The 16315-nt window shown below is 37.9% G+C and carries 16 protein-coding genes; all 16 read right to left on the bottom strand.

The genetic code is table 11. The features are described 5' to 3' along the window. Positions 1-3: 3 nt before the first annotated feature. Entirely contained in the window at positions 4-726 is a 723-nt protein-coding gene (pyrH, locus tag JFT89_RS29140; protein WP_002014544.1) for a UMP kinase, read from the bottom strand. A 66-nt stretch (positions 727-792) separates the two neighbouring features. Continuing rightward, on the bottom strand, positions 793-1680 hold the full coding sequence (gene tsf, locus JFT89_RS29135; protein ID WP_002088177.1) for a translation elongation factor Ts: 888 nt from the start codon (positions 1678-1680) through the stop codon (positions 793-795). Between the two features lie 103 nt (positions 1681-1783). Next, positions 1784-2485 carry a 30S ribosomal protein S2 gene (gene rpsB / locus JFT89_RS29130; RefSeq protein WP_002088178.1) on the bottom strand — a complete coding sequence of 234 codons (702 nt, stop codon included), beginning with the start codon at positions 2483-2485 and terminating at the stop codon, positions 1784-1786. 353 nt (positions 2486-2838) lie between these two features. Further along, on the bottom strand, positions 2839-3618 hold the full coding sequence (codY, locus tag JFT89_RS29125; protein ID WP_002014541.1) for a GTP-sensing pleiotropic transcriptional regulator CodY: 780 nt from the start codon (positions 3616-3618) through the stop codon (positions 2839-2841). Between the two features lie 77 nt (positions 3619-3695). After that, complete coding sequence (gene hslU, locus JFT89_RS29120) at positions 3696-5087, bottom strand: ATP-dependent protease ATPase subunit HslU (protein WP_002014539.1); 1392 nt, start codon at positions 5085-5087, stop codon at positions 3696-3698. 22 nt (positions 5088-5109) lie between these two features. Continuing rightward, on the bottom strand, positions 5110-5652 hold the full coding sequence (gene hslV, locus JFT89_RS29115) for an ATP-dependent protease proteolytic subunit HslV (protein ID WP_002014538.1): 543 nt from the start codon (positions 5650-5652) through the stop codon (positions 5110-5112). 43 nt (positions 5653-5695) lie between these two features. After that, on the bottom strand, positions 5696-6595 hold the full coding sequence (gene xerC / locus JFT89_RS29110; protein ID WP_078172994.1) for a tyrosine recombinase XerC: 900 nt from the start codon (positions 6593-6595) through the stop codon (positions 5696-5698). A gap of 71 nt (positions 6596-6666) precedes the next feature. Continuing rightward, a complete protein-coding gene (gene trmFO / locus JFT89_RS29105; RefSeq protein ID WP_002066796.1) occupies positions 6667-7971 on the bottom strand; it encodes an FADH(2)-oxidizing methylenetetrahydrofolate--tRNA-(uracil(54)-C(5))-methyltransferase TrmFO in 1305 nt (434 codons plus the stop codon). 48 nt (positions 7972-8019) lie between these two features. Next, a complete protein-coding gene (gene topA / locus JFT89_RS29100) occupies positions 8020-10098 on the bottom strand; it encodes a type I DNA topoisomerase (protein WP_201040950.1) in 2079 nt (692 codons plus the stop codon). 144 nt (positions 10099-10242) lie between these two features. Further along, on the bottom strand, positions 10243-11112 hold the full coding sequence (gene dprA / locus JFT89_RS29095; protein ID WP_033707111.1) for a DNA-processing protein DprA: 870 nt from the start codon (positions 11110-11112) through the stop codon (positions 10243-10245). A gap of 88 nt (positions 11113-11200) precedes the next feature. Then, entirely contained in the window at positions 11201-12103 is a 903-nt protein-coding gene (gene sucD / locus JFT89_RS29090; RefSeq protein ID WP_000115186.1) for a succinate--CoA ligase subunit alpha, read from the bottom strand. A 19-nt stretch (positions 12104-12122) separates the two neighbouring features. Continuing rightward, positions 12123-13283, bottom strand: a complete 1161-nt coding sequence (gene sucC / locus JFT89_RS29085; protein ID WP_002014529.1) for an ADP-forming succinate--CoA ligase subunit beta — start codon at positions 13281-13283, stop codon at positions 12123-12125. 193 nt (positions 13284-13476) lie between these two features. Next, the gene (locus JFT89_RS29080; RefSeq protein WP_002066793.1) at positions 13477-14250 is read right to left on the bottom strand and encodes a ribonuclease HII; all 774 of its coding nucleotides are present in this window, start codon (positions 14248-14250) and stop codon (positions 13477-13479) included. 55 nt (positions 14251-14305) lie between these two features. Beyond that, positions 14306-15196, bottom strand: coding sequence for a ribosome biogenesis GTPase YlqF (gene ylqF / locus JFT89_RS29075; protein WP_002066792.1), 891 nt, complete (start codon positions 15194-15196; stop codon positions 14306-14308). A gap of 20 nt (positions 15197-15216) precedes the next feature. Continuing rightward, positions 15217-15768: a signal peptidase I gene (gene lepB, locus JFT89_RS29070; protein WP_002066791.1), complete on the bottom strand. Its 552-nt coding sequence runs from the start codon at positions 15766-15768 to the stop codon at positions 15217-15219. Positions 15769-15868: 100 nt separating this feature from the next. After that, positions 15869-16213 (bottom strand): 50S ribosomal protein L19, encoded by a 345-nt coding sequence (rplS, locus tag JFT89_RS29065; protein WP_002014524.1) that lies wholly within the window; start codon positions 16211-16213, stop codon positions 15869-15871. Between the last annotated feature and the right edge of the window lie 102 nt (positions 16214-16315).

The raw sequence follows: 16315 nt of genomic DNA, 5'->3' as shown, positions 1-16315 counted from the left end.
AATTTATTTCCCCCTTACAACTGTTCCAATATTTTCGCCTAAAACGGCACGTTTAATGTTACCTTTTTCCATAACCGAGAATACAATTAATGAAATATCATTATCCATACATAAAGAAGAAGCTGTAGAATCCATTACACCTAAACCTGCTTTTAATACATCTAAGTAAGTAAGTGTTTCGTATTTCGTAGCTGTTGGGTCAATAGATGGATCTGCACTATATACGCCATCCACATTATTTTTCGCCATTAAAATAACGTCCGCTTCGATTTCAGCTGCACGTAATGCTGCTGTTGTATCTGTAGAGAAGTATGGGTTACCTGTACCGGCAGCAAAGATAACAACACGTTTTTTCTCTAAGTGACGAATTGCTTTACGACGAATGTAAGGCTCTGCCACTTGACGCATCTCAATTGAAGTTTGTACGCGAGTTTGAATTCCAATATTCTCTAAGCTATCTTGAAGAGCTAATGAATTCATAACTGTTGCTAACATGCCCATGTAATCTGCTCCTGCACGATCCATGCCCATTTCGCTTCCAATTTTCCCACGCCAAATGTTACCGCCACCAACAACAACAGCAACCTCTACATCAAGTTCTGCAATTTCTTTCACTTGTTCCGCAACTGACTTAATAACAGCTGGGTTAATTCCAAATCCTTGCTCGCCAGCTAAAGCTTCTCCGCTCAGCTTTAAAACGACACGATTATATTTCGGTTTACTCATAATGAACCTCCAATTGCTTACATCTTTATTTTAAAAAAGGGAACACAATGTGTTCCCTAATCTGTATTAGTTGTTACCTTTTACTTGGTTCATTACTTCTTCAGCAAAGTTGTCTTCGCGTTTTTCGATACCTTCACCAACAGCGTAGCGAACGAATCCTTTTAATGTTCCGCCTTTAGACTCAACGAATTGACGAACTTTCATGTCAGGATTCTTAACGAATGTTTGGTCAAGTAAGCAAATCTCTTCAAAGAATTTGCCAAGACGGCCTTCTACCATTTTCGCAACGATTTTTTCAGGCTTGCCTTCGTTTAAAGCTTGTTGTGTTAATACTTGACGCTCATGCTCAACTTCTTCAGCTGTTACAGCATCGCGGTCGATGTATTTAGGGTTAACTGCTGCGATGTGCATTGCTACATCTTTAGCAGCTGCTTCATCAGTAGAACCTTCAAGAACTGTTAATACACCAATACGTCCACCCATGTGTAGGTAAGCGCCGAATGCATCAGCATCAGTTTTTGATACGATTTCGAAACGACGAAGTGTAAGTTTTTCACCAATTTTAGCGATTGCTTCGTTGATGTGCTCTTCTACTGTTTTGCCGCCTTCGATTGTTTGAGCCATAGCTTCTTCAACGTTAGCAGGTTTGTTAGCTAATAAGTGAGCAGCTAATTCTTTAATTAACGCTTGGAAACCTTCGTTTTTCGCAACGAAATCAGTCTCAGAGTTTAATTCTAAGATTAAACCTTCGTTACCGTTTGTTTCGATGAAAGTTAAACCTTCAGCAGCGATGCGGTCTGCTTTTTTAGCAGCTTTCGCAATACCTTTTTCACGTAAGAAGTCAATTGCTTTCTCCATGTCGCCATTAGTTTCAGTTAAAGCTTTTTTGCAGTCCATCATACCTGCGCCAGTTTTTTCGCGAAGTTCTTTTACCATTTGTGCAGTGATTGCCATATTTTTCATCCTCCTAAAATATGTATTTATACCTTTTGTAAAGGTGTTTATACCTTAAAAAAGGTGATAAAAGGCCGAACCCCTTATCACCTTTCCAAATTTGTTACGCAGTAACAGTTTCTTCACCTTGTTTTGTTTCAAGGATCGCGTCTGCCATTTTAGATGTAAGAAGTTTTACAGCACGAATTGCATCATCGTTTGCTGGAATAACGTGATCGATTTCGTCCGGATCACAGTTTGTATCAACGATACCGATGATTGGAATGTGTAATTTGCGTGCTTCAGCAACTGCAATACGCTCTTTACGAGGGTCTACTATGAATAATGCACTTGGAAGACCTTTCATATCTTTAATACCGCCTAAGAATTTCTCAAGACGCTCTAACTCTTTTTTAAGTTGAACAACTTCTTTCTTAGGAAGTACTTCGAAAGTACCATCTTCTTGCATTCTTTCGATATCTTTAAGACGCTTGATACGCTTTTGGATTGTTTGGAAGTTTGTTAAAGTTCCACCTAACCAACGTTGGTTAACGAAGTACATACCAGCACGAGTTGCTTCTTCTTTAATAGCTTCTTGTGCTTGTTTTTTAGTACCTACGAATAAAATGTCTCCACCTTCAGCAGCGATGTCACGCATCGTTCTGTAAGCTTCCTCAACTTTTTTCACAGTTTTTTGTAAGTCGATGATGTAGATACCGTTACGCTCTGTGAAGATGTAACGCTTCATTTTTGGGTTCCAACGACGAGTTTGATGTCCGAAATGAACACCAGCTTCAAGCAATTGTTTCATAGAAATTACTGACATAATTTAGTTCCTCCTAAATGGTTTTTTGATATCCTCCGTTTACTTCATCTCTAAGCGAAACTACGAACGTAGCACCAACACTTAAATCAGTAAACGTGTGTACTTTGTACTGACACCACTGCTTACTATATCATACTGAAATATTACAATCAAGTCGAAAATGCGAACAATGTAAAACTTTCTTTTTTTCACGCTCAAATTCTAGTATTACCAACCTTTAATTCCTTTAAGCAAGGAATTAAAGGTTAATTACTAGTTTTCTAATGAATGTTGTCATGACGCCTTACGTAAGCAAAATCATTCACTTAAAAAAACAAAAAACTCTCCTCAAGCGAGGAGAGTTTTTTTATAAATTAGTTTGTTTTTAATTTAGCAAGTTCCTGTAGAAACTTGTCGTTTAGCACTTTAATGTATGTTCCTTTCATACCTAAAGAGCGAGACTCAATAACACCAGCACTTTCTAATTTACGAAGTGCATTTACGATTACCGAACGAGTAATTCCTACGCGATCAGCAATTTTACTTGCAACAAGTAAACCTTCTGTTCCATTTAATTCTTCGAAGATATGCTCGATTGCTTCTAACTCACTGTAAGATAATGAGCTAATCGCCATTTGAACAACAGCTTTACTACGTGCTTCCTCTTCGATTTCTTCTGCTTTTTCACGTAAGATTTCCATACCTACAACAGTTGAGCTGTATTCAGCAAGAATTAAATCATCGTCTAAGAACTCTTGACCAAGACGAGCTAATACTAGTGTACCTAGACGCTCACCGCCACCAACGATTGGTACGATTGTAGTTAAACCTTGACCGAATAATTCTCTATTTTCTACTGGGAATGCTGTGTAGTCACTATCCACACCTAAATTTGAAGATGTTTCTGTAACATTGAATAAACTTTGCGTATACTCTTCTGGGAATTGACGCTCTGCAAGCATGTGCTTCATACGTTCGTTTTCGATTTGTTGGTGAATCGCATATCCTAATAATTTACCGCGACGACTTACAACGAACACGTTCGCTTCAATTACTTCACACATTGTGTCAGACATCTCTCTAAAGTTTACAGGCTTTCCTGCTGCGCTCTGTAATAACGCATTTAATTTTCTCGTTTTTGCTAATAATTCCATTTCAAAATTTCCTCCTACATGTTACTTACATATTTTTTCATCACTTGGAAACTAGGGCGAGTCACCTGATGACACTATTACAAAATAAACTGGCTCACATCTTTATTTTTAGCTATTGTCGCTAATTTTTCCTCAACATATTGAGGTGTTATCGTTATTTTCTCTAACGTAATTTCAGATGCCTCAAACGATAAATCTTCAAGGAGCTTCTCCATAACAGTATGAAGTCTTCTCGCTCCAATATTATCTGTATCCTGATTAACTTGATAAGCAATCTCAGCAATCTTACGAATAGCTTCGTCTGAAAATTCAATTTCTATACCTTCAGTCGCTAATAACGCCGTGTACTGTTTAATTAGCGCATTGTCAGGCTCGATTAATATTTTAACAAAATCATCCGCCGATAATTTTGTTAATTCTACTCGAATCGGAAATCTCCCTTGCAATTCCGGAATTAAATCCGACGGTTTAGACATATGGAACGCTCCAGCTGCAACAAATAAAATATAATCCGTTTTTACTGATCCATATTTCGTTGCTACATTCGACCCTTCTACAATCGGTAAAATGTCACGTTGCACACCTTCACGCGATACATCCACGCTATTCGACTGCTTACCAGCAATTTTGTCAATTTCATCGATAAAAATAATCCCGAGCTGTTCAGCACGATAAACAGCCTCTTGTGTAACTTCATCCATATCAATTAAGCGCTGTGCCTCTTCATTTGTCAAGAGTTTTCTTGCTTCTTTTACAGAAAGTTTACGTTTTTTCGTTTTTTTCGGCATGATACTTCCTAGTGCATCTTGGAAATTCATTCCCATTTGCTCCATGCCAGTTCCTTGCAACATATCAAACATAGAAGACTGTTGTTCCGTCACTTCGATCGATATCACTTCATCTTCAAGAAGGCCTGCCGCAAGCTTTCTTTCCACATCTTGACGTTTCTTTTCGATTTCATCATCTTCCTGTGCATCAGATGTTTGGTTTGAATTTTGATTGCCACCAAAAAGCATTTCTAATGGATTTTTAAATCCAGATTGTTTCTCCGGACTCGGCACTAAAATTTCAACAAGACGTTGATTCGCTTGCTCTTCTGCTTTATCTTGAACTTTAACTACCATTTCCTCTTTCACAATGCGAACGGACGTTTCAACAAGGTCGCGGACCATCGACTCTACATCTCGACCCACATATCCAACTTCTGTAAATTTTGTCGCTTCAACCTTAATAAAAGGTGCTCCAACGAGTTTCGCCATTCGCCGTGCTACCTCTGTTTTACCAACACCTGTCGGTCCAATCATTAAAATGTTTTTAGGTGCAATTTCATCACGTAAATTTTCAACTAATTTACTGCGACGGTATCGATTTCGCAGAGCTACAGCAACCGCTTTCTTTGCATCTTTTTGACCGATGATGTATTGATCTAATTTTTCCACAATTTGACGCGGAGTAAAATGTAAATGCATATAAAATGCCTCCCTTACGATTCTACAATTCTTCAACAATTATGTTGTGGTTCGTATAAACACAAATATCGCCTGCAATTTCTAAACTGGCCTTCGCAATTTGTTTCGCTGTTAAATGTTCACTTGCATGTTGCTTTAAAGCACGACCAGCAGCAAGTGCATAATGTCCGCCTGAACCAATTGCTAAAATGCCATCATCTGGTTCAATCACTTCTCCTGTACCTGAAACAAGGAGCATCGTTGTTTTATCCATGACAATGAGCATTGCTTCTAGCTGACGTAGCATTTTATCACCACGCCATTGTTTCGCCATCTCAACTGCAGCGCGCTGCAAGTTGCCATTATACTCTTCTAATTTTCCTTCAAACATTTCAAAAAGAGTAAATGCATCAGCAACTGATCCTGCAAAACCAGCTAAAACTTTTCCTTGGAAAAGTTTGCGAACTTTGCGAGCTGTATGTTTCATTACAACAGCATTCCCCATCGTTACCTGACCATCTCCAGCCATTGCACATTCTCCATTATGATGAACTGCAAATATCGTTGTAGCGTGGAAATTTCCCATAGAAAAAAACTCCTTTATATGTTTTTATAGCCTTAAAAGCAATTTATGCCCGCGGGTGATGCTTCATGTACACAGAACGCAATCTTTCTTTAGAGACATGCGTATAAATTTGTGTGGTTGACAAATTCTCATGACCTAATAGCTCCTGCACAGTACGTAAATCCGCTCCTTCATCCAGCATATGTGTAGCAAATGTATGCCTTAACATATGGGGACTTATCCGCATTGTAAGTGAAGCTTTCTTAATGAGTTCGTTCAAAACATAACGTACACCCTGATCTGTTAACGGCTTACCTTTCGCATTTAAAAATACCATATGAGATTGTTCTTCAGTCTTTTGAGCTAACTGTTTTCTCCCGTTCTCTATATAAGTAATTAAAGCATCTTGTGCATAGCTTCCGAACGGAATATATCTTTGTTTTTTCCCTTTTCCCATCACTAAAATTGTTCCCACTGCAAAGTCAATGTCGGTAAGTTGCAAATTAACGCATTCGCTTACACGAATCCCAGTTGCATACATCAACTCTAATAAAGCTTGATTCCTTTGACCTAATGGTGCCCCTGTATCAGAAACTTCAAACAATTCCTCTAACTCTTCAGCATATAAAAACTTCGGGATTGACAATTCTTTCTTGGGAAGTGATGCAAGTGCAAACGGATTATCTTTTTGATAACCTTCACGCATCAAAAAACGATATAAACTTCGTAAGCTTGATACTTTCCTTGCGACAGATTTACGGGCTAACTTCTGATCGTGCAACGTCGTCAAGTATAAACGAACATCCGCGTATGTAACATCTAAAAAAGAGGATATGCCTTCTCGCTCCATAAATTGCACAAAATGTTCTAAATCATTTTGATAACTTGCAATTGTATATTTTGAATAATTTCTTTCAATTTGTAAATATCCAACGAATAATTGTAACAAATTCTTCACATTCACATCCATATAATTCACCTCAATAAAGGCTACTAAATCGTATCACAACTTAGTAGCCTTTGCAAGAAATTTAATTAAATATTTACAAAATTTTGAATTGTTTCCAAAGCGCGTGTAGCATATGCTTCATTTCGCTCTTGTTTCTTTTTAATTTTCTTCTCTAACGGTGTAAATAAACCGAAGTTTGCATTCATTGGCTGGAAGTTTTTCGCATTTGTCGCAGTAATATAATTTGCCATACTTCCCATTGCAGTTACAGGTGGTAATACAACTGGCTCTTCACCTTGTACAAGTCGAGCAGCGTTAATACCCGCTAATAATCCTGATGCTGCTGATTCAACATAACCCTCTACCCCAGTCATTTGACCAGCGAAGAATAAATCATCACGTTGTTTATATTGATATGTTGGACGAAGCAAATTAGGCGAATTAATAAACGTATTACGATGCATTACGCCATAACGTACAATCTCTGCGTTTTCTAGTCCTGGAATTAGCTGTAACACTTCTTTTTGTGGCCCCCACTTTAAATGTGTTTGGAAGCCTACAATATTGTATAATGTTCCTGCTGCATCATCTTGACGTAACTGAACAACCGCATACGGTGTTTTCCCTGTTTTCGGATCTTCTAACCCAACAGGCTTCATCGGTCCAAATACTAACGTCTGTCTTCCTCTACTTGCCATAACTTCTACTGGCATACAACCTTCAAAGAAAATTTCTTTTTCAAATTCTTTTAAAGGCACTGTCTCAGCAGCAATTAAAGCCTCATAAAAACGATCAAACTCTTCTTCTGTCATTGGACAGTTTAAATATGCCGCTTCACCTTTATCATAACGAGATTTTAAATATACTTTATTCATGTCAATGCTGTCTTTCTCAACGATTGGCGCTGCAGCATCATAGAAATAAAAATAATCTTCACCTGTTAGTTTTTTTAGTTGTGCAGAAAGATCCGGAGACGTAAGTGGACCTGTCGCAATAACAGTTGGCCCCTCTGGAATTTCAGTGATTTCCTCATTCATTACAGTTACGTTCGGATGATTTTTCACATATTCAGTCACTTTCGCCGCGAATTCATGACGATCTACAGCTAAAGCACCTCCTGCTGGTACAGAGCACTCATCAGCTGCACGAATAATGACAGAATCCATTAGACGCATTTCTTCTTTAATAACACCGACAGCATTTGTTAATGTGTTTGCGCGAAGTGAGTTACTACATACTAATTCAGCAAATTTATCTGTATGATGAGCTGGTGTTTGCCTTACTGGTCTCATTTCATATAATTTTACTTGGACACCACGCTTTGCAATTTGGTAAGCTGCTTCGCTTCCTGCAAGACCTGCGCCAATGACGTTTACTACTTGTGTTGTCATATATATCACCTTTCCTTTTCTTCCCGAAAAAAATGTGAGCAGTTACGCTCACATTTGTTGTTCTTCTTCATAATCACACGAAACACATTGTACTTGCACGCCTTTTTTCAACTTTTTCTCTACGAGCATACTTTCACACTTCGGACATTTACGACCAATCGGCTTGTCCCAAGATACAAAGTCACATTCTGGATACGTACCGCATCCATAGAAAAGGCGTTTCTTTTTATTACTACGGCGTTCAATAATTTGCCCTTTATCACACTTCGGACAAGTAACACCGATTTCTTTTACAATCGGTTTTGTATTACGACATTCCGGGAAATTCGAACAAGCCATAAACTTCCCATATTTACCCATTTTAAAGACCATCGGGTGACTACATAATTCACAGTCTTCCCCAGCTGGTTCATCTTTAATTTCCACTTCACGCATTTCTTTTTCCGCTTTTTCTAAGCGCGGTTCAAATCCTACGTAGAAATCATCAACAATTTTCACCCAATTTGCATTTCCTTCTTCTACTTCATCAAGGCTTTGCTCCATATTGGCAGTAAATTCAATGTTAATAATTTCTGGGAAAAACTCTAAAATAAGTTCGATTACTATTCCACCAAGCTCAGTCGGAACGAAGCGTTTATTATCTAAAGCAACGTATCCTCGTTTTTGGATTGTTTCCAGTGTCGGTACATAAGTAGACGGTCTCCCAATTCCAAGCTCTTCAAGTGTTCTTACTAGACGAGCCTCTGTATAACGCGGCGGAGGCTGTGTGTAATGTTGCTTCGGTTCTATATCTTTTGAAAATACAGTTTCACCTACTTCTAAAGGTGGCAACATCTTATCCTTTTCTTCCGCACCATCATCTTTCGACTCTACGTACACTTTCATAAATCCTGGGAACTTTACAACTGACCCACTTGCACGGAACTGAACATTGTTATTAATGAGTTTCGCTGTAACAGTATCCATTATAGCAGATGCCATTTGACTTGCAACAAATCGCTCCCAAATCAGTTTATACAAACGGAGTTGATCACGACTTAAGAAACTTTTTAGTTCCTCTGGCTTTCTCATTACCGAAGTAGGACGAATCGCCTCATGCGCATCTTGTGCTTTCGACTTTTTCGTTTCTTTCTTCTTCTCTGTTCCTATGTATTCCGCACCAAACGCCTCAGTAATGTAATCACGAGCCTCTGTTTGAGCTGTTTCTGAGATACGTGTTGAATCAGTTCTCATATACGTAATAAGACCTACAGTCCCTTGTTTTCCAAGATCCATCCCTTCATACAGCTGCTGTGCAAGCATCATTGTTTTCTTTGCTCGCATATTTAACTTACGCGCTGCCTCTTGTTGCAAGGAAGATGTTGTAAACGGTAATGCAGGGTTACGCTTTCGCTCTTTTCGCGTTACATTTTCAACCGAAAACGCATTGGCTTTCATCTTTTCGATTATTTCGTTCACTTGTGCTTCGTTCGTTAATTGAACTTTTTCACCATCTACGCCGTAAAAGCTTGCTTCAAATGTGTCTTTCCCTTTCACAAATTCTGTTTTAATTGTCCAGAATTCTTCAGGTTCAAAACTTTGAATTTCTTTTTCACGTTCGATGATTAAACGAACTGCTACAGATTGTACGCGTCCTGCACTTAATCCTTTTTTTACTTTCTTCCATAATAAAGGACTAATATTGTAGCCAACAAGACGATCGAGTATACGCCTTGCCTGTTGTGCATCTACTAAATCCATATTAATTGCACGAGGATATTTAAATGATTCTTTTATTGCATCTTTTGTAATCTCATTAAATACAACTCGGCAATCTGATTCAACGTCCACATTTAACGTATTTGCTAAATGCCAAGCAATTGCTTCTCCTTCACGATCCGGATCGGCCGCGAGATAGACTTTCTTTGCTTTTTTTGCCGCTGATTTTAAATCTTTTAAAACGGGACCCTTACCACGAATGGTAATATACTTCGGGGTGAAGTTATTCTTTACTTCTATCCCCATTTGGCTTTTAGGTAAATCGCGGACATGTCCCATGGACGCGACGACTTTGTATTTTTTCCCTAAATATTTTTCAATGGTCTTCGCCTTAGAAGGCGACTCCACGATTACGAGGTAATCTGACATGCTAGTGCCTCCTTAAGAGGTGGATTCAAGTCTTCATCAATCTTATTGATTTCTCTTGTTTTTGTCAATCAAGAATGAATATACCATACAGCGACAATCTACCATTTGTCAATAATTGTTTAATAAAAACATGAAAATATATGGTTAATTTAAAATTTCTTCAAGGATATCCTCCGCATTTCTTACTAGCTTTGCGCCTTGTTGAATTAGATGATTCGTTCCCGCTACACTCTCTATAAATATAGGTCCAGGAAGTGCAAACACCTCTCTATTTTGTTCTAACGCAAGGTCTGCAGTAATAAGGGATCCACTTCTCGTTTTTGCTTCTACAACTAAAACACCTTTACTTATACCGCTAATAATTCGATTTCTTTTTGGGAAATACCATTTTTTCGGCACATAATGCGGTGGATACTCTGTCAATAACAATATATAATCTTTCCACGTGTCATATAAACCTCTATTCTCCTTTGGATACATATAAGATAATCCGTGTCCTAATATTGCAATAGTCGGGCAATGCTGCCTTACTGTAACTTCATGAGCAATTGTATCTATCCCTCTTGCAAACCCACTAACAATAAGCCATTCTTTTTCAAGTAAAGGTTGTAAAATAAACTTCATACTCTCCTTTCCATATAAAGACGGTTCTCTCGTTCCAACAATCGCTAATTTATTTACTTTATTTAGAAAATCTCTTTCTCCTTTTCCGTATAAAACAAAAGGGGGATCTTGTATTTCTCGCAGTAATTGTGGATAGTCCTTATCCCATATTGTTATATAAAATATTCTCTTTTTTTCTAACTGGGATACATATTGTTGGAGATTTGAAATTTGAAGAAAATTTACTAGTTCTAAAGATTTTTTCGAGGATATTCCAGCGTGATATTCAAATTGTTTCGGACTAAAAGTGTATATTTCCTTCAGTTCTGGATCAACATATAGTAGTCTCTCCATCGCCTTCCAATGATCCGCCAACATGTAATGAAGGTGCAATAAACGTTCTCTTTTCATCCCAATTCTCCTTACCCATAATTTTTATTATGTAAACAAAAAATGTGTAAAAAGACACCCTCTAATAAGAAGGTGCCTTTCAAAAAGATTAGTAGTTTTTACAAGTCTCAAATAATCCCTTTTCTTTTAAAACAGAGATTAATGTTTCACCCATAACAGCTGGTGTTTCCGCTACTTTAATACCACAAGCTTCCATTGTTTTAATCTTTTCAGCAGCAGTTCCTTTGCCGCCAGAAATGATCGCCCCAGCATGACCCATACGTTTGCCTTCAGGCGCTGTTTGACCACCAATGAAGCCAACAACTGGTTTTGTCATATTAGCTTGTACCCATTCTGCTGCTTCTTCTTCTGCCGTACCGCCGATTTCACCAATCATAATTACAGCATGCGTTTCTTCATCTTCATTAAATGCTTTTAACGCATCAATAAAGTCCGTACCGTTAACAGGGTCTCCCCCGATACCTACAGCAGTAGATTGGCCAATACCTTCTTGCGTTAACTGATGTACAGCTTCATACGTTAATGTACCAGAGCGAGATACGATACCAACATGACCTTTTTTGTGAATATATCCTGGCATAATACCAATTTTACATTCGTCAGGTGTAATGACACCAGGGCAGTTTGGTCCAAGTAAACGTGTATGTTTACCCGCCATATATCTCTTTACGTTTACCATATCTAATACAGGGATTCCTTCAGTAATACATACTACTAAATCAATCTTTGCATCAACAGCTTCCATAATTGCATCAGCCGCAAAAGCGGGTGGAACGTATACAACTGAAGCGTTTGCGCCTGTTGCTTTCACAGCATCTTCTACTGTATCAAATACTGGTACACCTTCAATATCAGTGCCACCTTTACCTGGTGTTACACCACCTACAATTTTCGTACCGTATTCAATCATTTGCTTTGTATGGAATAACCCTTGAGAACCTGTAATACCTTGAACAATAACTTTTGTATCTTTATTAACTAATACGCTCATTTTTCTCCCCCGCTTTCTATTAGCCCACTAGTGAAACAATTTTTTGTGCACCGTCTGCCATAGATTCTGCTGCAACAATATTTAAACCAGACTCATTTAAAATTTTCTTTCCTAACTCTACGTTTGTACCTTCAAGACGTACAACTAAAGGCAACTCAAGACCTACCTGCTTCGTTGCTTCAATAACACCTTCTGCGATAACATCACACTTCATAATGCCACCAAAAATGTTAACGAAGATACCTTTTACATTTTTGTCAGAAAGGATAATTTTGAATGCTTCTGTAACTTTTTCAGCTGTTGCGCCGCCACCAACATCTAAGAAGTTAGCCGGGTCACCATGGTAATGTTTAATGATATCCATTGTAGCCATTGCTAAACCTGCACCATTAACCATACAACCGATATTTCCATCTAAAGGAATGTAGTTTAAGTCATATTTAGAAGCTTCAATTTCTTTTGAATCTTCTTCTTCAAGATCACGAAGTTCTAAAATGTCTTTATTGCGATATAACGCATTAGAATCAAAGTTTAATTTTGCATCTAACGCCATAACTTTACCGTCACCTGTTGTAACAAGCGGATTAATCTCAGCGATAGAGCAATCTTTTTCGATAAACGCACTGTATAAGCCCATCATAAACTTCACAGCTTGTCCTACAAGTTCTTTTGGAATATTGATATTAAACGCGATTCTACGCGCTTGGAAACCTTGTAAACCTACTGCTGGATCAATATATTCTTTAAAGATTTTTTCAGGCGTTTTTTCTGCTACTTCTTCAATTTCTGTTCCACCTTCTTCAGATGCCATTAAAACAACTTGAGAAGTTGCACGATCTAATACAAGACCTACATAATATTCTTTTTTAATATCGCAACCTTCTTCGATAAGTAAGCGTTTTACTTCCTTACCTTCAGGACCTGTTTGATGCGTCACAAGTGTAGTTCCTAAAATGCTTTCTGCATATGTACGAACTTCTTCTAAATTTTTCGCAACTTTTACACCGCCAGCTTTGCCGCGTCCACCAGCGTGAATTTGCGCTTTAACTACACATACTTCCGTTCCTAATTCTTTCGCTGCTTCTACAGCTTCTTCTACTGTAAATGCAACCTTCCCGTTCGGAACGCTAACCCCATAGCTTCTAAGGACTGCCTTACCTTGGTACTCATGGATATTCATGGTCCCATCCTCCCCTGTTTTCCTGTTTTACTCGAAAAGTTTTTTAATGTTTAAAAAACATTACATTGCCATTGTATAAGATGATTGGCACGCTGTCTACAATAAAGTGTCAGAAAACTGAAATCGCTTTATTCTTTTTCGAAAATAATAATGTTTATATACCAAAATAAAAAATAAGCTGTGAATATACAGCTTATTTTTGAATCATATCTTTAATTGGCGCAAATGATTTTCGATGTTCCTCTAATACTCCATGTACTTCAATCGCTTCTAAATGCTGTTTCGTCCCATATCCCATATGTTGTTCAAATCCATATGCAGGATACTTTCCTCCTAACTCTTTCATCATGCGATCTCTCGTCACTTTCGCAATAATAGATGCAGCTGAAATAGAGACACTTTTCGCATCACCTTTAATGATTGATGTTTGCGGAATTGATGTAGGAAGCTTCATCGCATCGATTAATAAATATTCTGGTGTACATGATAAATTAGCAACGGCATCTAACATCGCTTGCTTCGTCGCTTGATAAATATTTATTTCATCAATAACTTGTGGTGATACAATTCCCACTCCAATCGCAATTGCATGCTCTTTAATTTCATCATAAAAACGCTCACGTTTCGCTTCACTTAATTTTTTCGAGTCATTTAATCCTGGAATATAAAAATCTTCTGGAAGGACGACAGCCGCCGTCACAACAGGTCCTGCTAACGGCCCACGGCCCACTTCATCAATGCCAGCAATGTACGTGAGCCCTTTTTCACGTAACTCATTTTCGTACTTTGACATTTCTAGAAATTTTCCTCTTTCTTTTTGCGCTAACTCTTTTTGTTTATACCACTTCAAAATTAGTTTTTGAACACCTTTTCTCTCATCTTTCACTAACATTTGAAAACGCTCGTCTTCTTCACTCATAATTTCTTGCAGCAAACATCCCGCTTCTTGAATAGTCATTTTTTGCATTCATTTACACTCCTTTTAAACGTAACCAAAAAGAAAAGACGTACAAACGCACGTCTTATACTTCTTCTACTTTTTCTACATCTTCCACCTGCTCCGCAAACTCTTCTGGTGTTTCAAATGTCATTTTCCCAAATCTTCCACCACGAAGCTCACGAAGTATAAGCTCAGATGTTTTATCATAATCAATCATTCCGCCGCCCATTAAGCAACCTCTATTTTTTCCAATTGCATCAAATAACTCCACAATTTCTTCTGGAATGTCATTTAACTTATATCGCTCTTTTAAACGTTCTGGATAATGTTTTTCCATAAAACGTAGTGCATAAATAGCTACATCCTGTAGATTTAATATAGAATCTTTAATTGCACCAGTCGTCGCTAAACGAAGACCAACTAATTCATCTTCAAATTTAGGCCACAAAATACCTGGTGTATCTAATAATTCCATTTCTTTCCCAACTTTAATCCACTGCTGGGCCGTTGTCACACCAGGACGATCTCCTGTTTTTGCTATATTTTTCTTCGCTAATTTATTAATCAGTGTAGATTTACCAACGTTTGGAATACCTACAATTAAAGCACGAATTGCTCTTGGTCTAATGCCTTTAGCAACCATTTTATCGAATTTTTCTTTGACAAGCACTTTACAAGCTGCTGCAATTTCTTTCATACCTTGTCCAGCTTGTGCATTAATTGAAATTGCTTTTTGACCTCTTTCATCAAAATATGCAATCCACTGCTTTGTAAGACGATCATCCGCCATATCCGCTTTATTTAAAACAACAAGCCTTGGTTTATGCGTAATAATTTCATCAATCATTGGATTACGAGAAGATAAAGGTAATCGAGCATCTACAAGCTCAATTACAACATCAATTAACTTTAATTTTTCTGTTACTTGGCGTCTAGCCTTTGCCATATGTCCCGGGAACCATTGGATTACCATGTTGCCACCTTCTTTTTCTTTTATTTCACAATACGTGCATCTTTTAACGGCCAATATAGCATATTTGCTTTACCAATCACTTGGTCCATTGAAATTGTACCAATCGAACGGCTATCTTTACTAAAACGACGATTATCGCCTAAAACAAATAATTGACCTTCTGGAACAGTTTTCTTTCCTGTCATTTCTTCAAGAGTAAAATCATATGTAAGCGGTCCGTCAGCAAGTTGTTTTTTCTGCTTATCTAAATACGGCTCCTCATAAGGTTTCCCGTTAACATATAGTTTATCATTACGGTATTCGATTTCGTCGCCCGGCAGGCCAATAATACGCTTAATGTAATCTTTTTCTTCAGTCGCTCGGAATACAATAATATCAAAGCGTTTCGGATCACCTATGTGATAGCCAATTTTATTAACAATCATTCGATCACGGTCATGTAAAGTCGGCGACATCGATACACCATCTACGAGAATTGGGGCAAAGAAAAACTGTCTAATTACGCCCGCTAATACAACAGCAATCAAAATTGCTTTGATCCATTCCCAAAGTGAGCTCTTCTCTTTCTTCATGCTTTCCCCTCCACAGTTATGTAAGCTGCTCGTATTATACCAAAATTTCATATAGATTGGAAAAAGGGAGCTTGTGTATTTACAAGCTCCCATACATGTCTTATCGAATTTCTTTAATACGTGCTTTTTTACCGCGAAGGTTACGTAAGTAGTATAACTTAGCACGACGTACTTTACCACGGCGAAGTACTTCGATGTTCGCGATTCTTGGCGTGTGAACTGGGAATGTACGCTCAACACCTACACCGTAAGAAATCTTACGAACTGTGAATGTTTCACTGATTCCGCCACCACGACGTTTAATTACAACACCTTCGAAAAGCTGAATTCTTTCACGAGTTCCCTCAACTACTTTTACGTGTACACGTAAAGTGTCTCCAGGACGGAATGAAGGAAGGTCAGTTTTCAATTGGCCTTTTGTGATTTCTGTGATTAATTGTTGCATATTAAATTCTCTCCTTTAAACAGATGCTCTTATAAAGTCTTATTAAATTACAGCGGAACATCGTTAATACGGCTACTGATTTCAGTAGCACAAATGTTATAA

The sequence above is a fragment of the Bacillus sp. TH25 genome (assembly GCF_016650935.1).
In the GTDB taxonomy this organism is placed as follows: domain Bacteria; phylum Bacillota; class Bacilli; order Bacillales; family Bacillaceae_G; genus Bacillus_A; species Bacillus_A mycoides.
The sequence above is the reverse complement of the archived record's forward strand: the minus strand, read 5'-3'. Positions and strand labels throughout refer to the sequence as shown.